The organism is Amycolatopsis sp. NPDC104775 (assembly GCF_055583325.1).
The window spans coordinates 389,532-405,850 of sequence record NZ_JBVJOE010000006.1; the positions used below are offsets into that span (position 1 = coordinate 389,532).

At 68.7% G+C, this 16,319-nt stretch carries 17 protein-coding genes; 7 read left to right on the plus strand and 10 right to left on the minus strand.

The annotated features are described in order from the left end of the window. Window positions 1-14 precede the first annotated feature (14 nt). Window positions 15-1,370 (plus strand): signal recognition particle-docking protein FtsY, encoded by a 1,356-nt coding sequence (gene ftsY / locus ACZ63D_RS27935; protein ID WP_465357318.1) that lies wholly within the window; start codon window positions 15-17, stop codon window positions 1,368-1,370. 9 nt (window positions 1,371-1,379) lie between these two features. After that, window positions 1,380-1,871, plus strand: a complete 492-nt coding sequence (locus ACZ63D_RS27940) for a GNAT family N-acetyltransferase (protein WP_465357319.1) — start codon at window positions 1,380-1,382, stop codon at window positions 1,869-1,871. Here the strand turns inward: ACZ63D_RS27940 and ACZ63D_RS27945 are convergent. Further along, a complete protein-coding gene (locus ACZ63D_RS27945; protein WP_465357320.1) occupies window positions 1,864-2,628 on the minus strand; it encodes an IclR family transcriptional regulator in 765 nt (254 codons plus the stop codon). The two genes, ACZ63D_RS27940 and ACZ63D_RS27945, sit on opposite strands and share 8 nt — an antisense overlap. 108 nt (window positions 2,629-2,736) lie before the next feature. Here ACZ63D_RS27945 and aceB point away from each other — a divergent pair, with 108 nt between their 5' ends. Further along, window positions 2,737-4,311: a malate synthase A gene (gene aceB, locus ACZ63D_RS27950; RefSeq protein ID WP_465357321.1), complete on the plus strand. Its 1,575-nt coding sequence runs from the start codon at window positions 2,737-2,739 to the stop codon at window positions 4,309-4,311. Further along, window positions 4,311-5,507, plus strand: a complete 1,197-nt coding sequence (locus ACZ63D_RS27955) for a DUF6986 family protein (RefSeq protein ID WP_465357322.1) — start codon at window positions 4,311-4,313, stop codon at window positions 5,505-5,507. Before aceB ends, ACZ63D_RS27955 begins: the two co-directional genes overlap by 1 nt. A gap of 50 nt (window positions 5,508-5,557) precedes the next feature. Here ACZ63D_RS27955 and ACZ63D_RS27960 read toward each other — a convergent pair whose 3' ends face one another. Then, window positions 5,558-5,986: a nuclear transport factor 2 family protein gene (locus ACZ63D_RS27960; RefSeq protein WP_465357323.1), complete on the minus strand. Its 429-nt coding sequence runs from the start codon at window positions 5,984-5,986 to the stop codon at window positions 5,558-5,560. A gap of 123 nt (window positions 5,987-6,109) precedes the next feature. Here ACZ63D_RS27960 and htpG point away from each other — a divergent pair, with 123 nt between their 5' ends. Further along, entirely contained in the window at window positions 6,110-7,990 is a 1,881-nt protein-coding gene (gene htpG / locus ACZ63D_RS27965) for a molecular chaperone HtpG (protein ID WP_465357324.1), read from the plus strand. 69 nt (window positions 7,991-8,059) lie between these two features. Further along, complete coding sequence (locus tag ACZ63D_RS27970) at window positions 8,060-9,397, plus strand: 8-oxoguanine deaminase (RefSeq protein ID WP_465357325.1); 1,338 nt, start codon at window positions 8,060-8,062, stop codon at window positions 9,395-9,397. A gap of 16 nt (window positions 9,398-9,413) precedes the next feature. On the opposite strand, the gene ACZ63D_RS27975 is transcribed toward ACZ63D_RS27970, so the two are convergent. Beyond that, window positions 9,414-10,808, minus strand: a complete 1,395-nt coding sequence (locus tag ACZ63D_RS27975; RefSeq protein WP_465357326.1) for an FtsW/RodA/SpoVE family cell cycle protein — start codon at window positions 10,806-10,808, stop codon at window positions 9,414-9,416. A 163-nt stretch (window positions 10,809-10,971) separates the two neighbouring features. Here ACZ63D_RS27975 and ACZ63D_RS27980 point away from each other — a divergent pair, with 163 nt between their 5' ends. Continuing rightward, complete coding sequence (locus ACZ63D_RS27980; protein WP_465357327.1) at window positions 10,972-11,646, plus strand: DUF998 domain-containing protein; 675 nt, start codon at window positions 10,972-10,974, stop codon at window positions 11,644-11,646. Here the strand turns inward: ACZ63D_RS27980 and tatB are convergent, their stop codons facing one another. The 7 genes from tatB to ACZ63D_RS28015 form a co-directional block, all read right to left on the minus strand. Continuing rightward, window positions 11,647-12,006 carry a Sec-independent protein translocase protein TatB gene (gene tatB, locus ACZ63D_RS27985; protein ID WP_465357328.1) on the minus strand — a complete coding sequence of 120 codons (360 nt, stop codon included), beginning with the start codon at window positions 12,004-12,006 and terminating at the stop codon, window positions 11,647-11,649. Window positions 12,007-12,042: 36 nt separating this feature from the next. Continuing rightward, window positions 12,043-12,651 (minus strand): TetR/AcrR family transcriptional regulator, encoded by a 609-nt coding sequence (locus tag ACZ63D_RS27990; RefSeq protein WP_465357329.1) that lies wholly within the window; start codon window positions 12,649-12,651, stop codon window positions 12,043-12,045. After that, window positions 12,648-13,994 carry a nucleobase:cation symporter-2 family protein gene (locus ACZ63D_RS27995; protein ID WP_465357330.1) on the minus strand — a complete coding sequence of 449 codons (1,347 nt, stop codon included), beginning with the start codon at window positions 13,992-13,994 and terminating at the stop codon, window positions 12,648-12,650. The genes ACZ63D_RS27990 and ACZ63D_RS27995 overlap by 4 nt, the downstream gene beginning before the upstream one ends. 25 nt (window positions 13,995-14,019) lie before the next feature. After that, window positions 14,020-14,910, minus strand: coding sequence for a factor-independent urate hydroxylase (pucL, locus tag ACZ63D_RS28000; protein WP_465357331.1), 891 nt, complete (start codon window positions 14,908-14,910; stop codon window positions 14,020-14,022). A gap of 1 nt (window position 14,911) precedes the next feature. Next, complete coding sequence (gene uraH, locus ACZ63D_RS28005) at window positions 14,912-15,229, minus strand: hydroxyisourate hydrolase (protein WP_465357332.1); 318 nt, start codon at window positions 15,227-15,229, stop codon at window positions 14,912-14,914. Further along, entirely contained in the window at window positions 15,226-15,711 is a 486-nt protein-coding gene (uraD, locus tag ACZ63D_RS28010) for a 2-oxo-4-hydroxy-4-carboxy-5-ureidoimidazoline decarboxylase (RefSeq protein ID WP_465357333.1), read from the minus strand. Before uraD ends, uraH begins: the two co-directional genes overlap by 4 nt. 93 nt (window positions 15,712-15,804) lie before the next feature. Next, window positions 15,805-16,281 carry a helix-turn-helix domain-containing protein gene (locus ACZ63D_RS28015; RefSeq protein WP_465357334.1) on the minus strand — a complete coding sequence of 159 codons (477 nt, stop codon included), beginning with the start codon at window positions 16,279-16,281 and terminating at the stop codon, window positions 15,805-15,807. Window positions 16,282-16,319 lie beyond the last annotated feature (38 nt).

Below are 16,319 nucleotides of genomic sequence, written 5' to 3' on the forward strand. Positions count from 1 at the left end.
GACAGGATGGTGGCGTGTCGAGCACCTGGTTCTGGATCGTTGTCGTCGCCGTCGTCGTCCTGGTCGCCGTTCTGGTGTCCGGGCTGCTCATCGCGCGCAAGCGGCGGATCAGCATCGCCGAGCAGCGCAAGGTCGAAGAGAAGCCGAAGGGCGGCACGTACGCCGCGAGCGGGGGGATCTCGCTCGCGCCCGGTGGGAAAACCGCCGAGGCCCCGCCTGCTCCGGCTCCCGCGCCTGCGCCTTCGCCGGATCCGGTGGTCGAGCATCCGGTCGAGGACCGCCCGGAGGTCGACGGCCAGCCCGCGGTCGGCGACGACGCCGCGGTCCCGCGCGACTCCGACCAGCGCACGGTGCGCGACGTCAAGCTCCCCGAGCCGGTCGAAGAAGAGGCTCCCGAGGCGGTCGTCCCGGGCACGGTGGAGCCGATCGAGGAGATCGAGTCCCCGTCCGGTCGCCTCGAGCGACTGCGCGGCCGGCTGTCCAAGTCCCGCTCGGTGTTCGGCCAGAGCCTCCTAGGCCTGCTCGGCGGCGGCGACCTGGACGAAGACTCCTGGCAGGACGTCGAAGACACGCTGCTCATGGCGGACCTCGGCGCCGCCACGACGACCCAGATCGTGGAACGCCTGCGCGACGAACTGAACCGGCGCGCGGTGCGCACGTCGGAGGAAGCGCGCCAACTGCTGCACGAGGTGCTGACCGCATCGCTGTCCACGGACGCCGAGCGCTCGGTCCGCGCCCTGCCGCACGAGGTGGACGGCAAGAAGCAGCCCGCGGTCGTGCTGGTTGCCGGTGTCAACGGCACCGGCAAGACCACGACGACCGGCAAACTCGCGCGAGTGCTGGTGGCCCAGGGCGGAACCGTCGTCCTCGGCGCGGCTGACACGTTCCGCGCCGCCGCCGCGGACCAGCTGCAAACGTGGGGCGAACGGGTGGGCGCGTCGACCGTGCGAGGCAAGGAAGGCGCAGACCCGGCAGCGGTCGCCTTCGACGCGGTCAAGCAAGGCGTCAGCGAGGGCGTCGACACGGTCCTGATCGACACCGCGGGCCGCCTGCACACGAAGACCGGCCTGATGGACGAACTCGGCAAGGTCAAGCGAGTCGTGGAAAAGCAGGCGCGAGTGGACGAAGTGCTGCTCGTGCTGGACGCCACGACCGGACAGAACGGCCTGGCGCAGGCCCGGGTGTTCGCCGAGGTCATCGACGTGACGGGGATCGTCCTGACGAAGCTGGACGGGACGGCCAAGGGCGGCATCGTGTTCCAGGTCCAGCGTGAGCTGGGGGTGCCGGTGAAGCTGGTGGGGCTGGGCGAGGGGCCGGATGATCTGGCGCCGTTCGAGCCGGGGGCGTTCGTGGACGCTTTGCTGGGCTGATTCTCCCGGATGACTACCACGAACCGCGTAACCCTGCGCCCGCTCACCAAAGCCGACCGGCCGCGAGTGCACGAAATCCTCTCGTCCCCGGAAGTCTCCCCATGGTGGGGCGATCCCGACGAGGAAACCGACAGCCTCCTCGCCGAAGACGAAGCACAGGCCTACGCCATCGAGCACAACGGCGAAACCGTCGGCATCATCCAAAGCTGGGAAGAAACCACGCCCCGCTACCGCCATGCCGGGATCGACCTCGCCGTGCACCCGGACCACTACGGGCGAGGGCTCGGCGCGGAGGCGATCCGGATTCTCGCCCAGCGGCTTTTCGACGAGGGGCACCACCGGATCACCATCGATCCGGCGGCGGCCAACGTCCGCGCGATCCACGTGTACGAGAAGCTCGGGTTCCGCCGGGTCGGGATTCTCCGCGACTACGAGCAAGGGCTGGACGGCACCTGGCACGACGGCCTGCTGATGGACCTCCTCAAGGGCGAACTCAGGTAACCGGGAGCTGCTGCGAAAGCCGGTCCGCGATTTTCTGCACCACCGGGGCGATGTGGTTCACCGCGTCCGCGGTCAGCCGTCCCGACGGGCCGGAAACCGACACCGCGGCGGGCACCGGCGCGCCGGGGATCGCGACGGCGATGCAGCGCACGCCAAGCTCCTGCTCCGCCTCGTCGAGTGCGTAACCCTGTCCGGCGATTTTCTTCAACTCGACCGCCAGCGCGTCCGGGTCGGTGAAAGTGTGCTCGGTGTAGGCGGGCATTCCGGTGCGCTCCAGCAGCGCCGCGACCTCGTCGGCGGGCAGTTCCGCCAGCATCGCCTTGCCCACGCCGGTGCCGTGCGGCAGCAGCCTCCGCCCGACCTCGGTGAACATGCGCATCGAGTGTTTCGAGGGCACCTGTGCGACGTACACCACCTCGTCGCGTTCCAGCACCGCCAGGTTCGCCGTTTCGCCGACCTCCTCGACCAGCTCGACCAGCAGCGGCCGCGCCCACGCGCCGAACTGCATGCTGGCGTTTTCGCCGAGCCGGATCAGCCGGGCGCCCAGCGCGTAGTGCCGGTTGGTGTTCTGCCGGACGTAGCCCAGCGACACCAGCGTGCGGATCAGCCGGTGGATCGTCGGCATCGGCAGCCCGGACAGGGTCGCCAGCTCCGACAGGCTGGCCTCGCCGCCGGTGTCCGCCAGGTGCTCCAGCAGCTCGAACGCGCGCTGCAGGGACTGGACGCCGCCGTCTCGTCCGCTCTTCTCAGCCGCCACCAGTGGTCCTCCTCACAGACCCGATTGATGTTCCGCTATGCAGAAACTATAGTCCGTCAGGTAAAAACCGTAGGGACGTTATCCAAAGCACTACTCGGGGTGTTGCGCATGTCTGAGGTCCAGGTTCTCGGCGGGTCCGTCGAGCGTGGGGACGAGATTCTGACGCCGGAAGCCCTCGCTTTCGTAGCGGGCTTGCACGACGAGTACGCCGCGCGGCGCGACGAACTTCTCGTCGCGCGGGGCAAGCGGCGCGAGGAGGCCCGCACTACCGGCCGGCTCGATTTCCTCCCGGAGACGAAGGAAATCCGCGAGGGCGAGTGGCAGGTCGCCGGCGCTCCGGAGGCACTGCGCGACCGCCGCGTGGAGATCACCGGCCCGACCGATCGCAAGATGACCATCAACGCCCTCAACTCCGGCGCCAAGGTGTGGCTCGCCGACTTCGAGGACGCCAACACGCCGCACTGGGCGAACGTGGTGGGCGGCCAGGTCAACCTGTTCGACGCGATCCGCGGCACGATCACGCTCGACCAGAACGGCAAGCACTACGAGCTGAAGCCCGACGTCGAGCACGCCACCATCGTGGTCCGCCCGCGCGGCTGGCACCTCGACGAGCGGAACCTGACCTTCGGCGGGCGCAAGGGCGTCGGCGCGCTGGTCGACTTCGGCCTGTACTTCTTCCACAACGCCCAGGAACTGCTCAACCGCGGCAAGGGCCCGTACTTCTACCTGCCGAAGATGGAAAGCCACCTCGAAGCGCGGCTGTGGAACGACGTGTTCACGCACGCGGAGAAGGCGCTCGGCATCCCGCACGGCACCGTCCGCGCCACCGTGCTGATCGAGACCATCCCGGCCGCGTTCGAGATGGAAGAGATCCTCTACGAACTGCGCGAGCACGCCTCGGGCCTGAACGCGGGCCGCTGGGACTACCTGTTCAGCGTCATCAAGTACTTCCGCGACGCGGGCGAGAAGTTCGTGCTGCCGGACCGCAACTCGGTCACCATGACCGCGCCGTTCATGCGCGCCTACACCGAACTGCTCGTGCGCACCTGCCACAAGCGCGGCGCGTTCGCGATCGGCGGCATGGCCGCGTTCATCCCGAGCAAGGATCCGGAAGTCAACAAGGGCGCCTTCGACAAGGTGCACGCCGACAAGTCCCGGGAGGCCGGGGACGGCTTCGACGGTTCGTGGGTCGCGCACCCGGGCATGGTCGCACTCTGCAAGGAAGAGTTCGACAAGGTCCTCGGCGACAAGCCGAACCAGCTCGAGCGCACCCGCGACGACGTGCAGGTGACCGCCGATCAGCTGCTGGACGTCGCCTCGACGCCGGGCAGCGCCACCGCGGCCGGGCTGCGCGCGGCGGTCGACGTCGGCATCCGCTACCTGGCCTCGTGGCTGGGCGGCAACGGCGCGGCGGCGATCCACAACCTGATGGAAGACGCCGCCACGGCCGAGATTTCGCGGTCGCAGGTGTGGCAGTGGGTCAAGAACGGCACGCAGCTGGACAACGGCGAGAAGGTCACCGCGGAGCTGGTGCGCGGCGTCGTCGCCGACGTCCGCGGCGAGCTGGCGGCGGAGATCGCCGACGATCTGCTCAAGCCCGCGGTCGAGCTGTTCGAGCAGGTCGCGTTGGCCGACGAGTTCCCGGACTTCCTGACCCTGCCGGCGTACGAGCACATCCAGTAATGGGCGGCGGACGGCTCGCCGAGGACGTCTACACCGCCGCCGACGCGCGGTTGGCCGAGGCCGACGCGCGCGTGGCGGCGCGGTATCCCGGCGAGTCTCCGGGCCGTCGTCCGGTGCACACGGTGTACGTGCCGGCGTCGCAATACCGGACGCGTCTGGTCGCCGACTGGGGCAAACAGGCGATGCGGGTCTTCATCGAGCACGGCGACCTGCTGAACCTCGACCCGGCGGTGTACGAGCGGGTCCGCGAGAAGCTCCTGACCGAGCCGATCGAGGATCTCCGCATCGACTTCGAGGACGGTTACGGCCGTCCCGGCGACGAAGCGGAGGACGCGGCCGCGGAGGCCGCCGGGCGCACCCTCGCCACCACCGGCGGCACTCCGTTCGTCGGGATCCGGTTCAAGAGCTTCGAAGCCGCGACCCGGCGTCGCGGCATCCGGACGCTTGACCTGTTCCTGTCGGGACTGCTGTCCGAAGGCTCGCTGCCAGACGGATTCGTGGTGACGCTGCCGAAGGTCACCGCGGTCGAACAGGTCGAGGTCGCCGCGGAAGTGTTGGGGCGACTGGAAACCGCGTACGGACTGGCGGATCGCGCGCTGCGGTTCGAGGTGCAGATCGAGACCGCGCAGTCGATCCTCTCGACCGACGGCACGGTCTCGGTGGCACGGATCATCCAGGCCTCCGACGGCCGGTGCTCCGGGCTGCATTACGGGACCTACGACTACAGCGCGGGTCTCGGCATCAGCGCGGCGTACCAGAGCATGACGCATCCGGCAGCCGACTTCGCGAAGCAGTTCATGCAGGTCGCGGCTGCTGGAACGGGCGTGCGGCTGTCTGACGGTTCCACCAACCGGCTCCCGATCGGTGACGACCTGCCGGGCGCGTGGGCCGAGCATCTGCGTTTGGTGCGGCGGTCGTTGGAGAACGGCTTCTACCAGGGCTGGGACCTGCATCCGCATCAGCTGCCAACCCGGTACGCGGCGACGTACGCCTTCTACCGCGAGGGCGCTCCGGCGGCGGCCAAGCGGTTGCAGGACTACGCGTCGAACACTGCCGGGGGAGTGCTCGATGAGCCTGCCACGGCGGAGGCGTTGGCCCGGTACTTGCTGGGCGGGTTCTACTGCGGGGCGCTGGCGGAGGCTGAGCTGCCGTTCGAGGTGGCGCGGATCGAGGCGTACGCGCGGCGGCAAGCGTGAACTCGTGAGCGGCTAGGCCGGTGAGAACCGGCTTAGCCGCTCACGAGGCTTCAGCCGCGGCAGGCCTCCGCGATCGCCGCGGTGTCCCAATAGAACGGCCGCACCTCGGCGATCCGCCCGTCTTCGATCCGGATCGTCTGCAGGATCGGGAACTCCAGCTCCCGCCCGGTTTGCCGGGCCCGCGCACGGACCTGGGTGAGCACCACCGAGGTCGCGCCGAGGGCGAGGAACTCCTGCTCGCCGATCTCGAACGACTCCCACGTCCGGCTCATTTCGAGGAAGAACTTCTCCAGTCCGGCGTGGCCGCGCCAGGTGCCGCCGAACGGCAGCCCGCCGGCCTGGTGAAGTACGACATCCTCGGCGAAATACGGGGCCAGCGGGGCAAACGAGGCGGAACCGGGGCCACCGGCGGCGAAATACTCAGCTTCGGCTCGATACATGCCGGTGAGCACGGCGTCAGGATCAGTCACGACCGCCATCCTGCCCACGGCGGGAGGGCGCCGCTGGCGGCAATCGGACGCCACGGTCTCCGCACGTTCTGTCGTACCTCCTGGGTAAACTTCACGCTGGTCTTTCAGGGGTGGAAAGGAAACACGAAAGCCATGGCTGAGGAAACCGGGACGGTCGAAACGCTGGAGTTCCAGTCCGAGGCGCGCCAGCTGCTGCAGCTGATGATCCACTCGATCTACTCGAACAAGGACATCTTCCTGCGCGAGCTGGTCTCGAACGCCTCCGACGCGCTGGACAAGCTGCGGCTGGAGACGTACCGCGACAAGGATCTGCGGGCCGAGACCGACAACCTGCACATCGAGATCCTCACCGACGCCGACGCGCGCACTCTCACCGTGCGCGACAACGGCATCGGGATGAGCCGGGACGACGTCGTCAACCTGATCGGCACCATCGCGAAATCCGGCACCGCCGACTTCCTGCGCAAGCTCAAGGAGTCGAAGGAGTCCGCCGGACAGGACCTGATCGGGCAGTTCGGCGTCGGCTTCTACTCCAGCTTCATGGTCGCCGACAAGGTCACGCTGGTGACCCGGCGCGCGGGCACGGACGAGGGCGTCCGCTGGGAATCGACCGGCGAGGGCACCTACACGATCGAGCAGCTCTCGGACGCTCCGCAGGGCACCTCGGTGACGCTGCACCTCAAGCCCGCCGACGACGAGGACCACCTCTACGACTACACGTCGCCGTGGAAGGTGCGCGAGATCGTCAAGCGCTACTCCGACTTCATCACCTGGCCGGTCCAGATGGCCAAGACCGGCGAGGGCGAAGAGGGTCTCGAGACCGTCAACTCGATGAAGGCGCTGTGGGCGCGGTCGAAGGACGAGGTTTCCGACGAGGAGTACCACGAGTTCTACAAGCACATCAGCCACGACTGGACCGATCCGCTCGAGACGGTCCGGATGCAGGCCGAGGGCACCTTCGAATACCAGGCGCTGCTGTTCCTGCCCTCGCGCGCGCCGGTGGACCTGTTCATGCGGGACGCGAAGCGCGGCGTGCAGCTGTACGTCAAGCGCGTGTTCATCATGGACGACTGCGAAGCGCTGATGCCGAACTACCTGCGCTTCGTGAAGGGGGTCGTCGACGCACAGGACCTCTCGCTGAACGTATCGCGCGAGATCCTGCAGCAAGACCGGCAGATCCGCGCGATCCGGCGGCGGCTGGAGAAGAAGATCCTCTCCACGGTCAAGACGATGATGACTGAGGACGCCGAGAAGTACGCGAAGTTCTGGTCCGAGTTCGGCCGCGCGATCAAGGAAGGCCTGCTCGACGACCCGGAGAACCGCGAGCAGATCCTGGAGATCTCGTCGTTCGCCTCGACGCACCACGCGGAGAAGCCGACCTCGCTGCGCGACTACGTGTCGCGGATGAAGGAGGGCCAGGAGCACATCTACTACCTGACCGGCGATTCGCGCACCACGATCGAGAACTCGCCGCACCTGGAAGCGTTCCGCGCCAAGGGGTACGAGGTGCTGATCCTCACCGACCCGGTCGACGAGATGTGGGCCGACGCGGTGAGCGGCTTCGACGGCAAGACGTTCCAGTCGGTCGCGAAGGGCGAGGTCGACCTCGGCGACGAGACGACCGAGGAGAAGAAGGCCGAGTACGAGGACCTGCTGAAATGGATGTCGGCGACGCTGTCCGACACCGTCAAGGAGGTCCGGCTTTCGTCGCGGCTGACCACGTCGCCGTCGTGCATCGTCGGCGACGCGGGCGATCTGACGCCGACGCTGGAGAAGATGTACCGCGCGATGGGGCAGGAGCTGCCGCCGGTGAAGCGCGTGCTGGAGCTGAACCCGGAGCACGCGCTGGTGACCGGTCTGCGCAAGGCGTTCGCCGAGCACCCGGAGGACGCTTCGCTGGCCGAGACGGCGGAGCTGTTGCACGGCATGGCTTTGCTCGCCGAGGGCGGCGAGCTGACCGATCCGAGCCGGTTCCTGAACCTGGTGGCGGATCGCGCGGCCAAGGCGTTGTGAAGCGTTTCGGGAGTGGCTGCCGCGGTTTCCGGGTAGCCACTCCCGAGAGCTTCCGGAGGTGAGTGTCGCATGAGGACAGTCGTCGAGAACGCCGCGATCGCGACGGTCAGCGGTCCCGAGTACCGCACCGGGCACGTCGTGCTTGAGGACGACCGCATCGCGGCGGTCGGCGACGGCGCCTATTCCGGCGAGGCCGACGAACGCGTCGACGCCACGGGCTGCCTCGTCACGCCCGGCTTGGTGAACACGCACCACCACCTCTACCAATGGGCCACCCGCGGTCTCGCCGCCGACCACACGTTGTTCGAGTGGCTGGTCGCGCTGTACCCGGTGTGGGCCAAACTGGACGCGGACCTCACCCACGCCGCGGGTGCCGCCGGAATGGCCCGGCTGGCCCTGAGCGGCTGCACCACGGTCGCTGACCATCACTACGTCTTCCCGCGCGACGGCGGCGATCAGGTGGCCGCGCTCGTCGCCGCCCGGGAACGGATCGGGTTACGGCTGCACCTGGTCCGCGGCTCGATGGACCGCGGCGAATCGGACGGTGGGCTGCCGCCGGACAGCCTGGTCGAGTCCGCCGAAGACGCTCTTCTCGGCACCGAAGCGGCGATCGACCGGTACCACGACGCCTCGCCGGGCGCGCACCTGCAGATCGCGGCGGGCCCGTGCTCGCCGTTCACCGTCACCGAGCGGCTGATGGCCGATTCGGCCGAACTGGCTCGCCGCAAGGGGGTCCGGCTGCACACGCATCTGGCCGAAACCCAGGACGAGGAAAAGCAATGCCTCGCCGAAACCGGCCTAACGCCCGCGGAGTACGCGGACAAGCTGGGCTGGCTGGCCCCGGACGTCTGGCTCGCGCACACCGTGCACCTCGCGCCGGACGCGATCCGCCGGTTCGGCGCGACGGCTACGGGTTCCGCGCATTGCCCGACGTCGAACGGGCGGCTGGGCAGCGGAATCGCCCCGGTGCGGGATTTGCTGGACGCCGGCGCTCCGGTCGGGCTGGGCGTTGACGGCGCGGCCTCGAGCGAATCCGGCGGCTTGGCGGAGGAACTGCATCAGGCGTTGCTGCAAGCCCGGCAACGCGGCGGGCCGAAGGGACTGACGACACGGGAAGCGTTGTGGCTCGGGACGATGGGCGGCGCGCGGTGTCTCGGCCGGGAGCGGGAGCTGGGTTCGGTGGAGGCGGGGAAGCTCGCGGATCTGGCGGTGTGGGATCTGAACGGGCTGAACTACGCGGGCATCGAGGACCCGGTCGCGGCGTTGGTGCTGGCCGCACCGCCTCCGTTGCGGAGGTTGTTCGTGGGCGGGAAGACGGTGGTGGAGCGCGGAGAGCTGCGGTCGGCGGACGAGTCGGCGATCGCGGGGGAACTGGCGAAGGCGAGCGCGCGGCTGCGGGAGGGGTGAGCAGCAGACCTCCAGCTCACTGCGGTCGTTTGACCAGCACCGTTCCCGTCTCCGCCAACGGCGCCCGCGCCGCTTGCACCGGCTCCGTCGTGCTCGGCTGCCGCGCCGCGTCGGAGATCCGCAGCAGCAACGCGACCAGGATGTAGTTCGCGAGCAGCGACGAACCGCCTTTCGACAGGAACGGCGCGGTAATGCCGGTTTCCGGGATCAGCTTCGTCACCCCGCCGACGACCACGAAGATCTGCATCACCACGGTGAACGCGAGCCCGCCGCCGAGAAGTTTGCCGAAGCTGTCGCGGACGGCGAGCGCGTGCCGCATCCCGCGCAGCGCGATCAGCAGGTACAGCATGAGTACCGCGGCCAGCCCGAGAAAGCCCAGTTCCTCGCCGATGCTGGCGGTGATGAAGTCGGTGTTCGCCTCGGGGACGATGTCCGGCCTGCCCGCGCCGAGGCCGGTTCCGCCCATGCCGCCGGTGCCGAGGCCGAACAGCCCTTGCGCGACCTGGTATCCGCCGCCCGGCTGGTCATAGGTCGCGAGCGGGTCCATCCAGTTCGCGACCCGCTGCCGCACGTGGTTGAACAGGGAGTACGCCAGCACGCAGCCGACGGCGAACACGGCCAGCCCGGCGTACACCCAGATCACCCGCTCGGTCGCCAGGTAGATCATCACCAGCACGATCCCGAAGAACAGCAGCGAGGCCCCCAGTTCCTTCTCGAACGCCAGCACCGCGACACAGCCGAGCGCGGCGAGGATGATCGGCCCGAGGTCGCGCGCCCTCGGCAGTTCGACGCCGAGCACCTTCCGCCCGGCGACCCGGAACAGTTCCCGTTTCGCCACCAGCGTGGTCGCGGCGAAGACGATCAGCAGCAGCTTCGCGAACTCGCCCGGCTGGATCGACAGCGGGCCGATCTTGATCCACACCTTCGCGCCGCCGGCTTCCGACAAAGCCGCCGGCAGCAGCGCGGGCAGCAGGACCGCGACGATCCCGGCCAGCCCGGCGAGGTAGCCGTATCGGGTCAGCACGCGGTGATCGCGCACGAACCCGAGCACGAGCAGGAACAACGCCAGTGCCACGACTGTCCACAGCACTTGCTGCCCGGCGACGGCGGAGTACACCTTGCCCCGCTGCGTCGCCTGGTCGGCGAGGCCGAGGTCGATCCGGTGGATGACCACCAGTCCCAGGCCGTTCAGCAGGACGGTGCACGGCAGGATCAGCGGATCCGCGTGCGGGGCCCAGCGCCGGACCGCGAGGTGCGCCACCGCCACGACCGCGGTGAACGACGCGCCGTAGCCGACGGTGGAGGAGTTGAGGTGCCCGAGAGCGTTCGCGTCCACGAGCAGGAACGCGAACCAGATGATCGGCACCGCGAGCAGGAGCAGCCGCAATTCCGTACCGCGCGCGGCAGGCATGGATTTCCCGTCTCTAGAAAGCGTCGAGCCAGCGCGAGGGTAGTCACGATTTCTGGCAGGACGCTGAGAATGCACGGCAATTCGGCCAGACTGTCCGAAAGCGACGGGCCCGCGGCCAGGATATGCTTTCTCCTAGATCAGGCAGGGGAGCGGAGAACCAGCAGTGGCGACAGATCTGACTCCGGTGCTGGTGTCAGCCCCGTCGGCGAGGGGAACGAAACGAGCGCTCGGCACGGCGGTGGCCGCGGTGCTCGTCGCGGCGGCGTTCCTGGTGGTGCTGCACGTCAGCCGCTACTGGGGCCCGATCGACCCGGTCAGTGCGATGCTCAGCGACTACGCCTGGACTCCCGGCTGGTGGATGTGGGCGGCGGCGATGCTGCTGACGTCGGCCGGTTCGGTGGTGATCGCCGTGGTCCTGCGCCGCCGGGGGATTCTGCGCGGAACGCTGACGGTCGTCGCGATGACCGCCTGGTGCGCCGGGCTCGCCGCGGTGGCGTTGTTCACGAAGGATCCGCAGGGAAATGCGGTGACGTGGGTCGGCAAAGTGCATCTGGGCGCGACCGGAATCAGTTGTGTGAGTTTGCCGTTAGCCGGATGGCTGCTCGGCTGGACGCACCGGAATTCGCCGCTGTGGCGGGGTTATGCGCGCTGTTCGCGGATTTTGGCGGTGGCGGCCGTGCCGTTCTTTCTGCCGTTTCTCATTCCGTTCGTGGCCAATGTCGCTTTCGGGCAGCATGTGCCGACGGTCGCGACCGGGCTCGTGGAACGGCTGATGGCCGTGCTGGAGCTGGTCGAACTGCTCGTGCTGGCCGGATGGGCGTGGCGCGCGGCGGACTGATCAGGTGGCGTCGGGATCGATCGGTGGGCGTTCGTTCGCCCGCAACGGAACCGAGACCGGAACCGGAGGCGGCGTGGCCGGGCGCGGGGCAGGGGGAACGTCGTCGAGCAGATACCGCGTCACGGCCGCCCGGGGATTGCCGATCCGCAGGGATTGCAGCTCCTGCAACGGTTTCCGCAGTTCTTGATACTCCGGGCCGAGTTCCGCTTCGAGCTGGGCCTTGGTCCCGGCGGCGAACCCGCGTGCCCGCTTCAAGGTCTGCGCCACCCACCGCGCCGCTTCGGGCAGCCGTTCCGGGCCGAGAATGAACAACCCGGCGAGCAGCAAAATCACGATGTGGTCGATGCTGAGACCGAACACCGGCCACCTCCCGCGGACCCGGACGCTGACTCCAGCTTAGCCGTCCGCGGGACGTCGTTTCCCGTCGTCACCCAGTTCGGTCAGCAGCCGTCGCGCTACGTCGACCACTGCCGCGCCCGCGACCGCCATCGGTTCAGTCGTTCGCATGGAGCGGCACAGCACGAACGCGCCTTCCAGGCTGGTGATCAGGGCGAGCGTGAGCGTGCGGGCGTGTTCCTCGGGAAGCCCGAAGGCGGTGAAGCCGTTGGTTCCCCCTTTGGTCCACGCTTCGAACACGTCCGCGGTGGCCTTGCGCAGGGGTTCGTTCGTGGTCGCCACTTCGAGCGCGACGGTCGCGATCGGGCAGCCCTCGACGTAGTCCGTTTCGAGCAACGTGGTGACCGCGGCTCCGAAGAACGTCTCGAGGCCGGTGATCAGGTCCGGCGCCGGCGTGATGAAGACTTCGAACAGCTGCCCGTACTGCATCCCCGAGGTGCGTACCACTTCTTCGCCCAGCTGCTCCTTGCCGCCGGGGAAGAAGTGGTACACCGACCCGAAGGGCGCGCCGGCCTTCTCGACAATCTGCTTCATGCCGGTGCCGGCGTACCCGCCTTGCCGGAACAGCTCCGCCCCGGCGGCGAGGATGCGGTCCTTGGTGCCAGTCACGACACCGAGGATAGCTCCTTGACAGTAGAGCGTTCTATCAAGCGCGGCCTGAGCACCAGGTTGAGCACGACCGCGGTCACGCAGCCCGCGCTGATCCCGGAGTTGAGCACGACCCGCAGCGCCGCCGGGAATCCGGAGTAGAAGTCCGGCATGGCGATCGGGATCAGCCCGACGCCGAGCGACGCGGCGACGATCGCGACGTTCACCGGATGTTCGAACGACGCCTTCGCGAGCGTCCGGACACCGCTCACCGCGACGCTGCCGAACAGCACCAGCCCCGCTCCGCCGAGCACCGGCTGCGGCACCAGCGCGACGATCCCGCCCGCCATCGGAAACACGCCCAGCAGCACGAGCACGGCACCGCTGGCCGCGACCACGTACCGGCTCACCATGCGGGTGAGCGACACGAGCCCGATGTTCTGCGCGAACGCCGTGCAGGCGAACCCGCCGAAGATCGTGCCGACGGCGGTGGAAAGCCCGTCCGCGCGCAGGCCGTCGGCCAGGACGCGGCTGGTGGTCGGCCGGCCCACGATCTCGCCGAGTGCCAGCAGGTCGGCGGTGCTTTCGGCCATCACCACGAGCATCACGATGAGCATCGAGACGATCGCGGCGACGTCGAACGCCGGCGTGCCGAAGTGGAACGGCGTGACGATGCCGAACACCGGGGCCTGCCGCAGGGTCGACGTGTCGACTTGGCCGAGCGGCCATGCCACGGCGGTGCCTGCGACCAGGCCCAGCAGCAGCGCGATCCGGCTCCAGAACCCGGTCAGGAACCGGGTGAACACCAGCACCGCGACCAGGGTGATCCCGGCCAGCGCGAGCCCGCTGGGCGTGGCCGATTTGTGCTGCGCGGCGATCCACTGCACGGCGACCGGCAGCAGCGAAATCCCGATGAGCGTGATGACCGTCCCCGTCACCACCGGCGGGAAAAACCGCGTCAGTTTCGAGAAAAACGGAGCGGCGAGCACGACGAACACGCCACCGGCGAGCGTGGCGCCGTAAACGACGCCCAGTGCGTTGCCGTCGCGATGCTGGGCCGCGATGGACAGGATGGGGGCTACGGCGGCGAAAGTGACGCCGTTGACCAGCGGCAGTCTCGCGCCGAAACGCCAGAAGCCGAGGGTCTGCAACAGGGTGGCCAGCCCCGCGGTGAACAGCGCCGCGCTGATCAGCAGCGTGAGCTGGCCGGGGGAGAGGCCGACGGCCGCGCCGATGACGAGCGGTGGCGCGACTACTCCGGCGTACATGGCCGCGACGTGCTGAATTCCTCCGAGGATCAGTTGCGGCAACGGGGGCCGCACGTCCACGGGGTGCCGAGAAGGTCGTTCCTGTGTAACTGACATGCGCTCTCCCGGAGGGGACTCGGGGCTAGAGCACGGCGTCGGTCCAGGCCGGGCCGGGCTCTTCGGCTTCGTCGCGGACGACCGTGCCCTCGATGAGGCCATACGGTCGGTCGGCGGCGTAGAACACCTCGCCTGAGTTCTCGAGGCCGAAGGGGCTTAGATCGACGAGGAAATGATGCTTGTTGGGCAGGGAGAACCGGATCTCGGCTACTTCCGGCCGTGCTCGCAGCACGGCTTCGCCCATCGCGTACAGGGTCTGCTGCAGCGAAAGACTGTGCTTGGTGGCGAACGTTTCCAGAAGCGTCCGCCGGATCTCCCGATGGCTCTTGGCCCAGTCGATCCCGGTGAATCCCTCGTAGCGCCAGCGCGCGGTCACGGCGGTGGCGAGAATGCGGTCGTCGGTTTCGGCGAGCGTGGTGTATTCGTCCTTCGGGTAGCCGTGGAATTCGGACCCGGTGGACTTGAGCACGGTCAGACCGTCCACACCGGACACCACCCAGGCGCGGTCGGCGTGCACGGTGACGGTAGTGGTCCGCCGTTCGCCGCCGGAACGGCTGAACGAGTGGTCGTGCGGCGCGCCGTCCACCGTGATGCGGTCCCACTCCTGCTCTTCGATGGCGATCCGCGCGCCGGTGATCTTTTCCTGGGTGCGGACGAAGTGCTGGCCGAGCCGCAGCGCGAAGTCCTCGATCTCGCCGACGTCCTGCTGCTTGGCGAACGCGTACACCGTGTTCTTCTGCGTGTCGGTGGCCAGCACGGCGGAGTTGTCGCCGGTGAGGTGCGTGGCCGACAGGTCGCCGCGCAGGGCCGAGGACACCGTGAGGTCGCGCAGGTGGTGCACGTCGCCGGTGCGCCGGACGGTGACGAGGCGGACCTCGGCCTTGCCGTACTGGTTGGGGCCCAACGAGATTCCCATGTCAGCTCCCGCGATAGGTGGAATAGGCGAACGGGCTCAGCAGCACCGGCACGTGGTGGTGCGACGTGCCGTCGACGATCCGGAAAGCGATCGTGACCTCGGGGAAGAACCCTTCCGGGCCGAGGTAGCTCCCGGTGTCGAAGACCAGCCGGTAGACGCCGGGATCGAGCGTGTCCGGACCCAGATCGCGGATGCGGCCGTCGTCGTCGGTCGTGTCTTCGGCCAGCACCGTGCCGTCTTGGCGCTCGAAGCGCACTGAGATACCTGCGGCGGGCTTCCCGCTCGCGGTGTCGAGGACGTGGGTGGTCACGAGGCTCATGCCGTTACTGCTTTCGCCAGGCGCAGTTGCGCGATCTTGGCCAGCTCCGCGCCGGCGACGTCGAGTTCGGTGTCCGGGTCGTTGCCGAGCCGGGAGCGCAGGTTCGCGAGCAGTTCCTCGCCGCTGCGCCCGCTCGCGCACACCAGGAACACGTGGCCGAAGCGTGCTTCGTACTCGGCGTTGGCGGCGGCGAATTCGTCCGCGTTGTCCACGCCGGACTGCTCCGAACGGGACCAGTCCGCGTCGCTGCCCTTGCTCGTCGGGCGTTCCCCGATCCTCGGGTGCGCGGCGATCGCGTCGCGGATCTCATTGCGGCGCAACGGGGTCGCGCTGTCCGCGGCCTTGCTCAGCGCGGCGAAATCGGCGTACGGGCGACCCTCGAGCACGGTGTCGACCCAGCGCGGCACGGCCAGGCAGGCGGTGAGTGTGGGCCGGAGTTCGGCGGCGGACGCGGAGTTGAACTCGGCGAGTGCGAGCGGCAACGGAATCTCCTGGAGGGGAGGTGGTGTTCCGCTGACCGTACGGCCGGGCCGAGCGTGCGTCAACACTTTGTTGAATCGCGGCTCGCGGCCGTTTCAGTCGGCTTCCCGGTTGAGGTAGTTGTAGACCGTGAACCGCGTGACGCCCAGTTCCTCGGCGACGGCCGAAACCGATTTCCGCAGGTTGAAGGCCCCGCGCTCGCGCAGCAAGCGCACCGCGCGCTGTTTTTCCGGGCGGTCGAGATCGCGAAGTTTCGAGCCGAGTTCGCGTTCCACGTCGGAGATCAGCCGCGAGAGCGCGCTGTTGAGTTCGACGGCTGGACTCGCGTCGGAATCGTCGGTCCGGCGCAGTTGCAGCGTCACCCGGGTGGCCCCGCCTTCGAGTGCGGCGCGGGCGATCGAGGGCAGCGCGGCGAACAGCTCGTCGGCGCTCCCGCGGGCCAGGGTGCCGAGCGGGCCGAAGTCGGTGTCGAGCCCGGCCGCGTCGGCGGCGTCGCGGGCGCGGACAGCGTGCTCCGGCGGCGCGCCCTCGCCGCGGAACGGCTCGCTGGTGAACTCCGCTTCCAACTCCACCCGGTGACCGTAACGTGGTAGGGACGGCGTTGACGAGC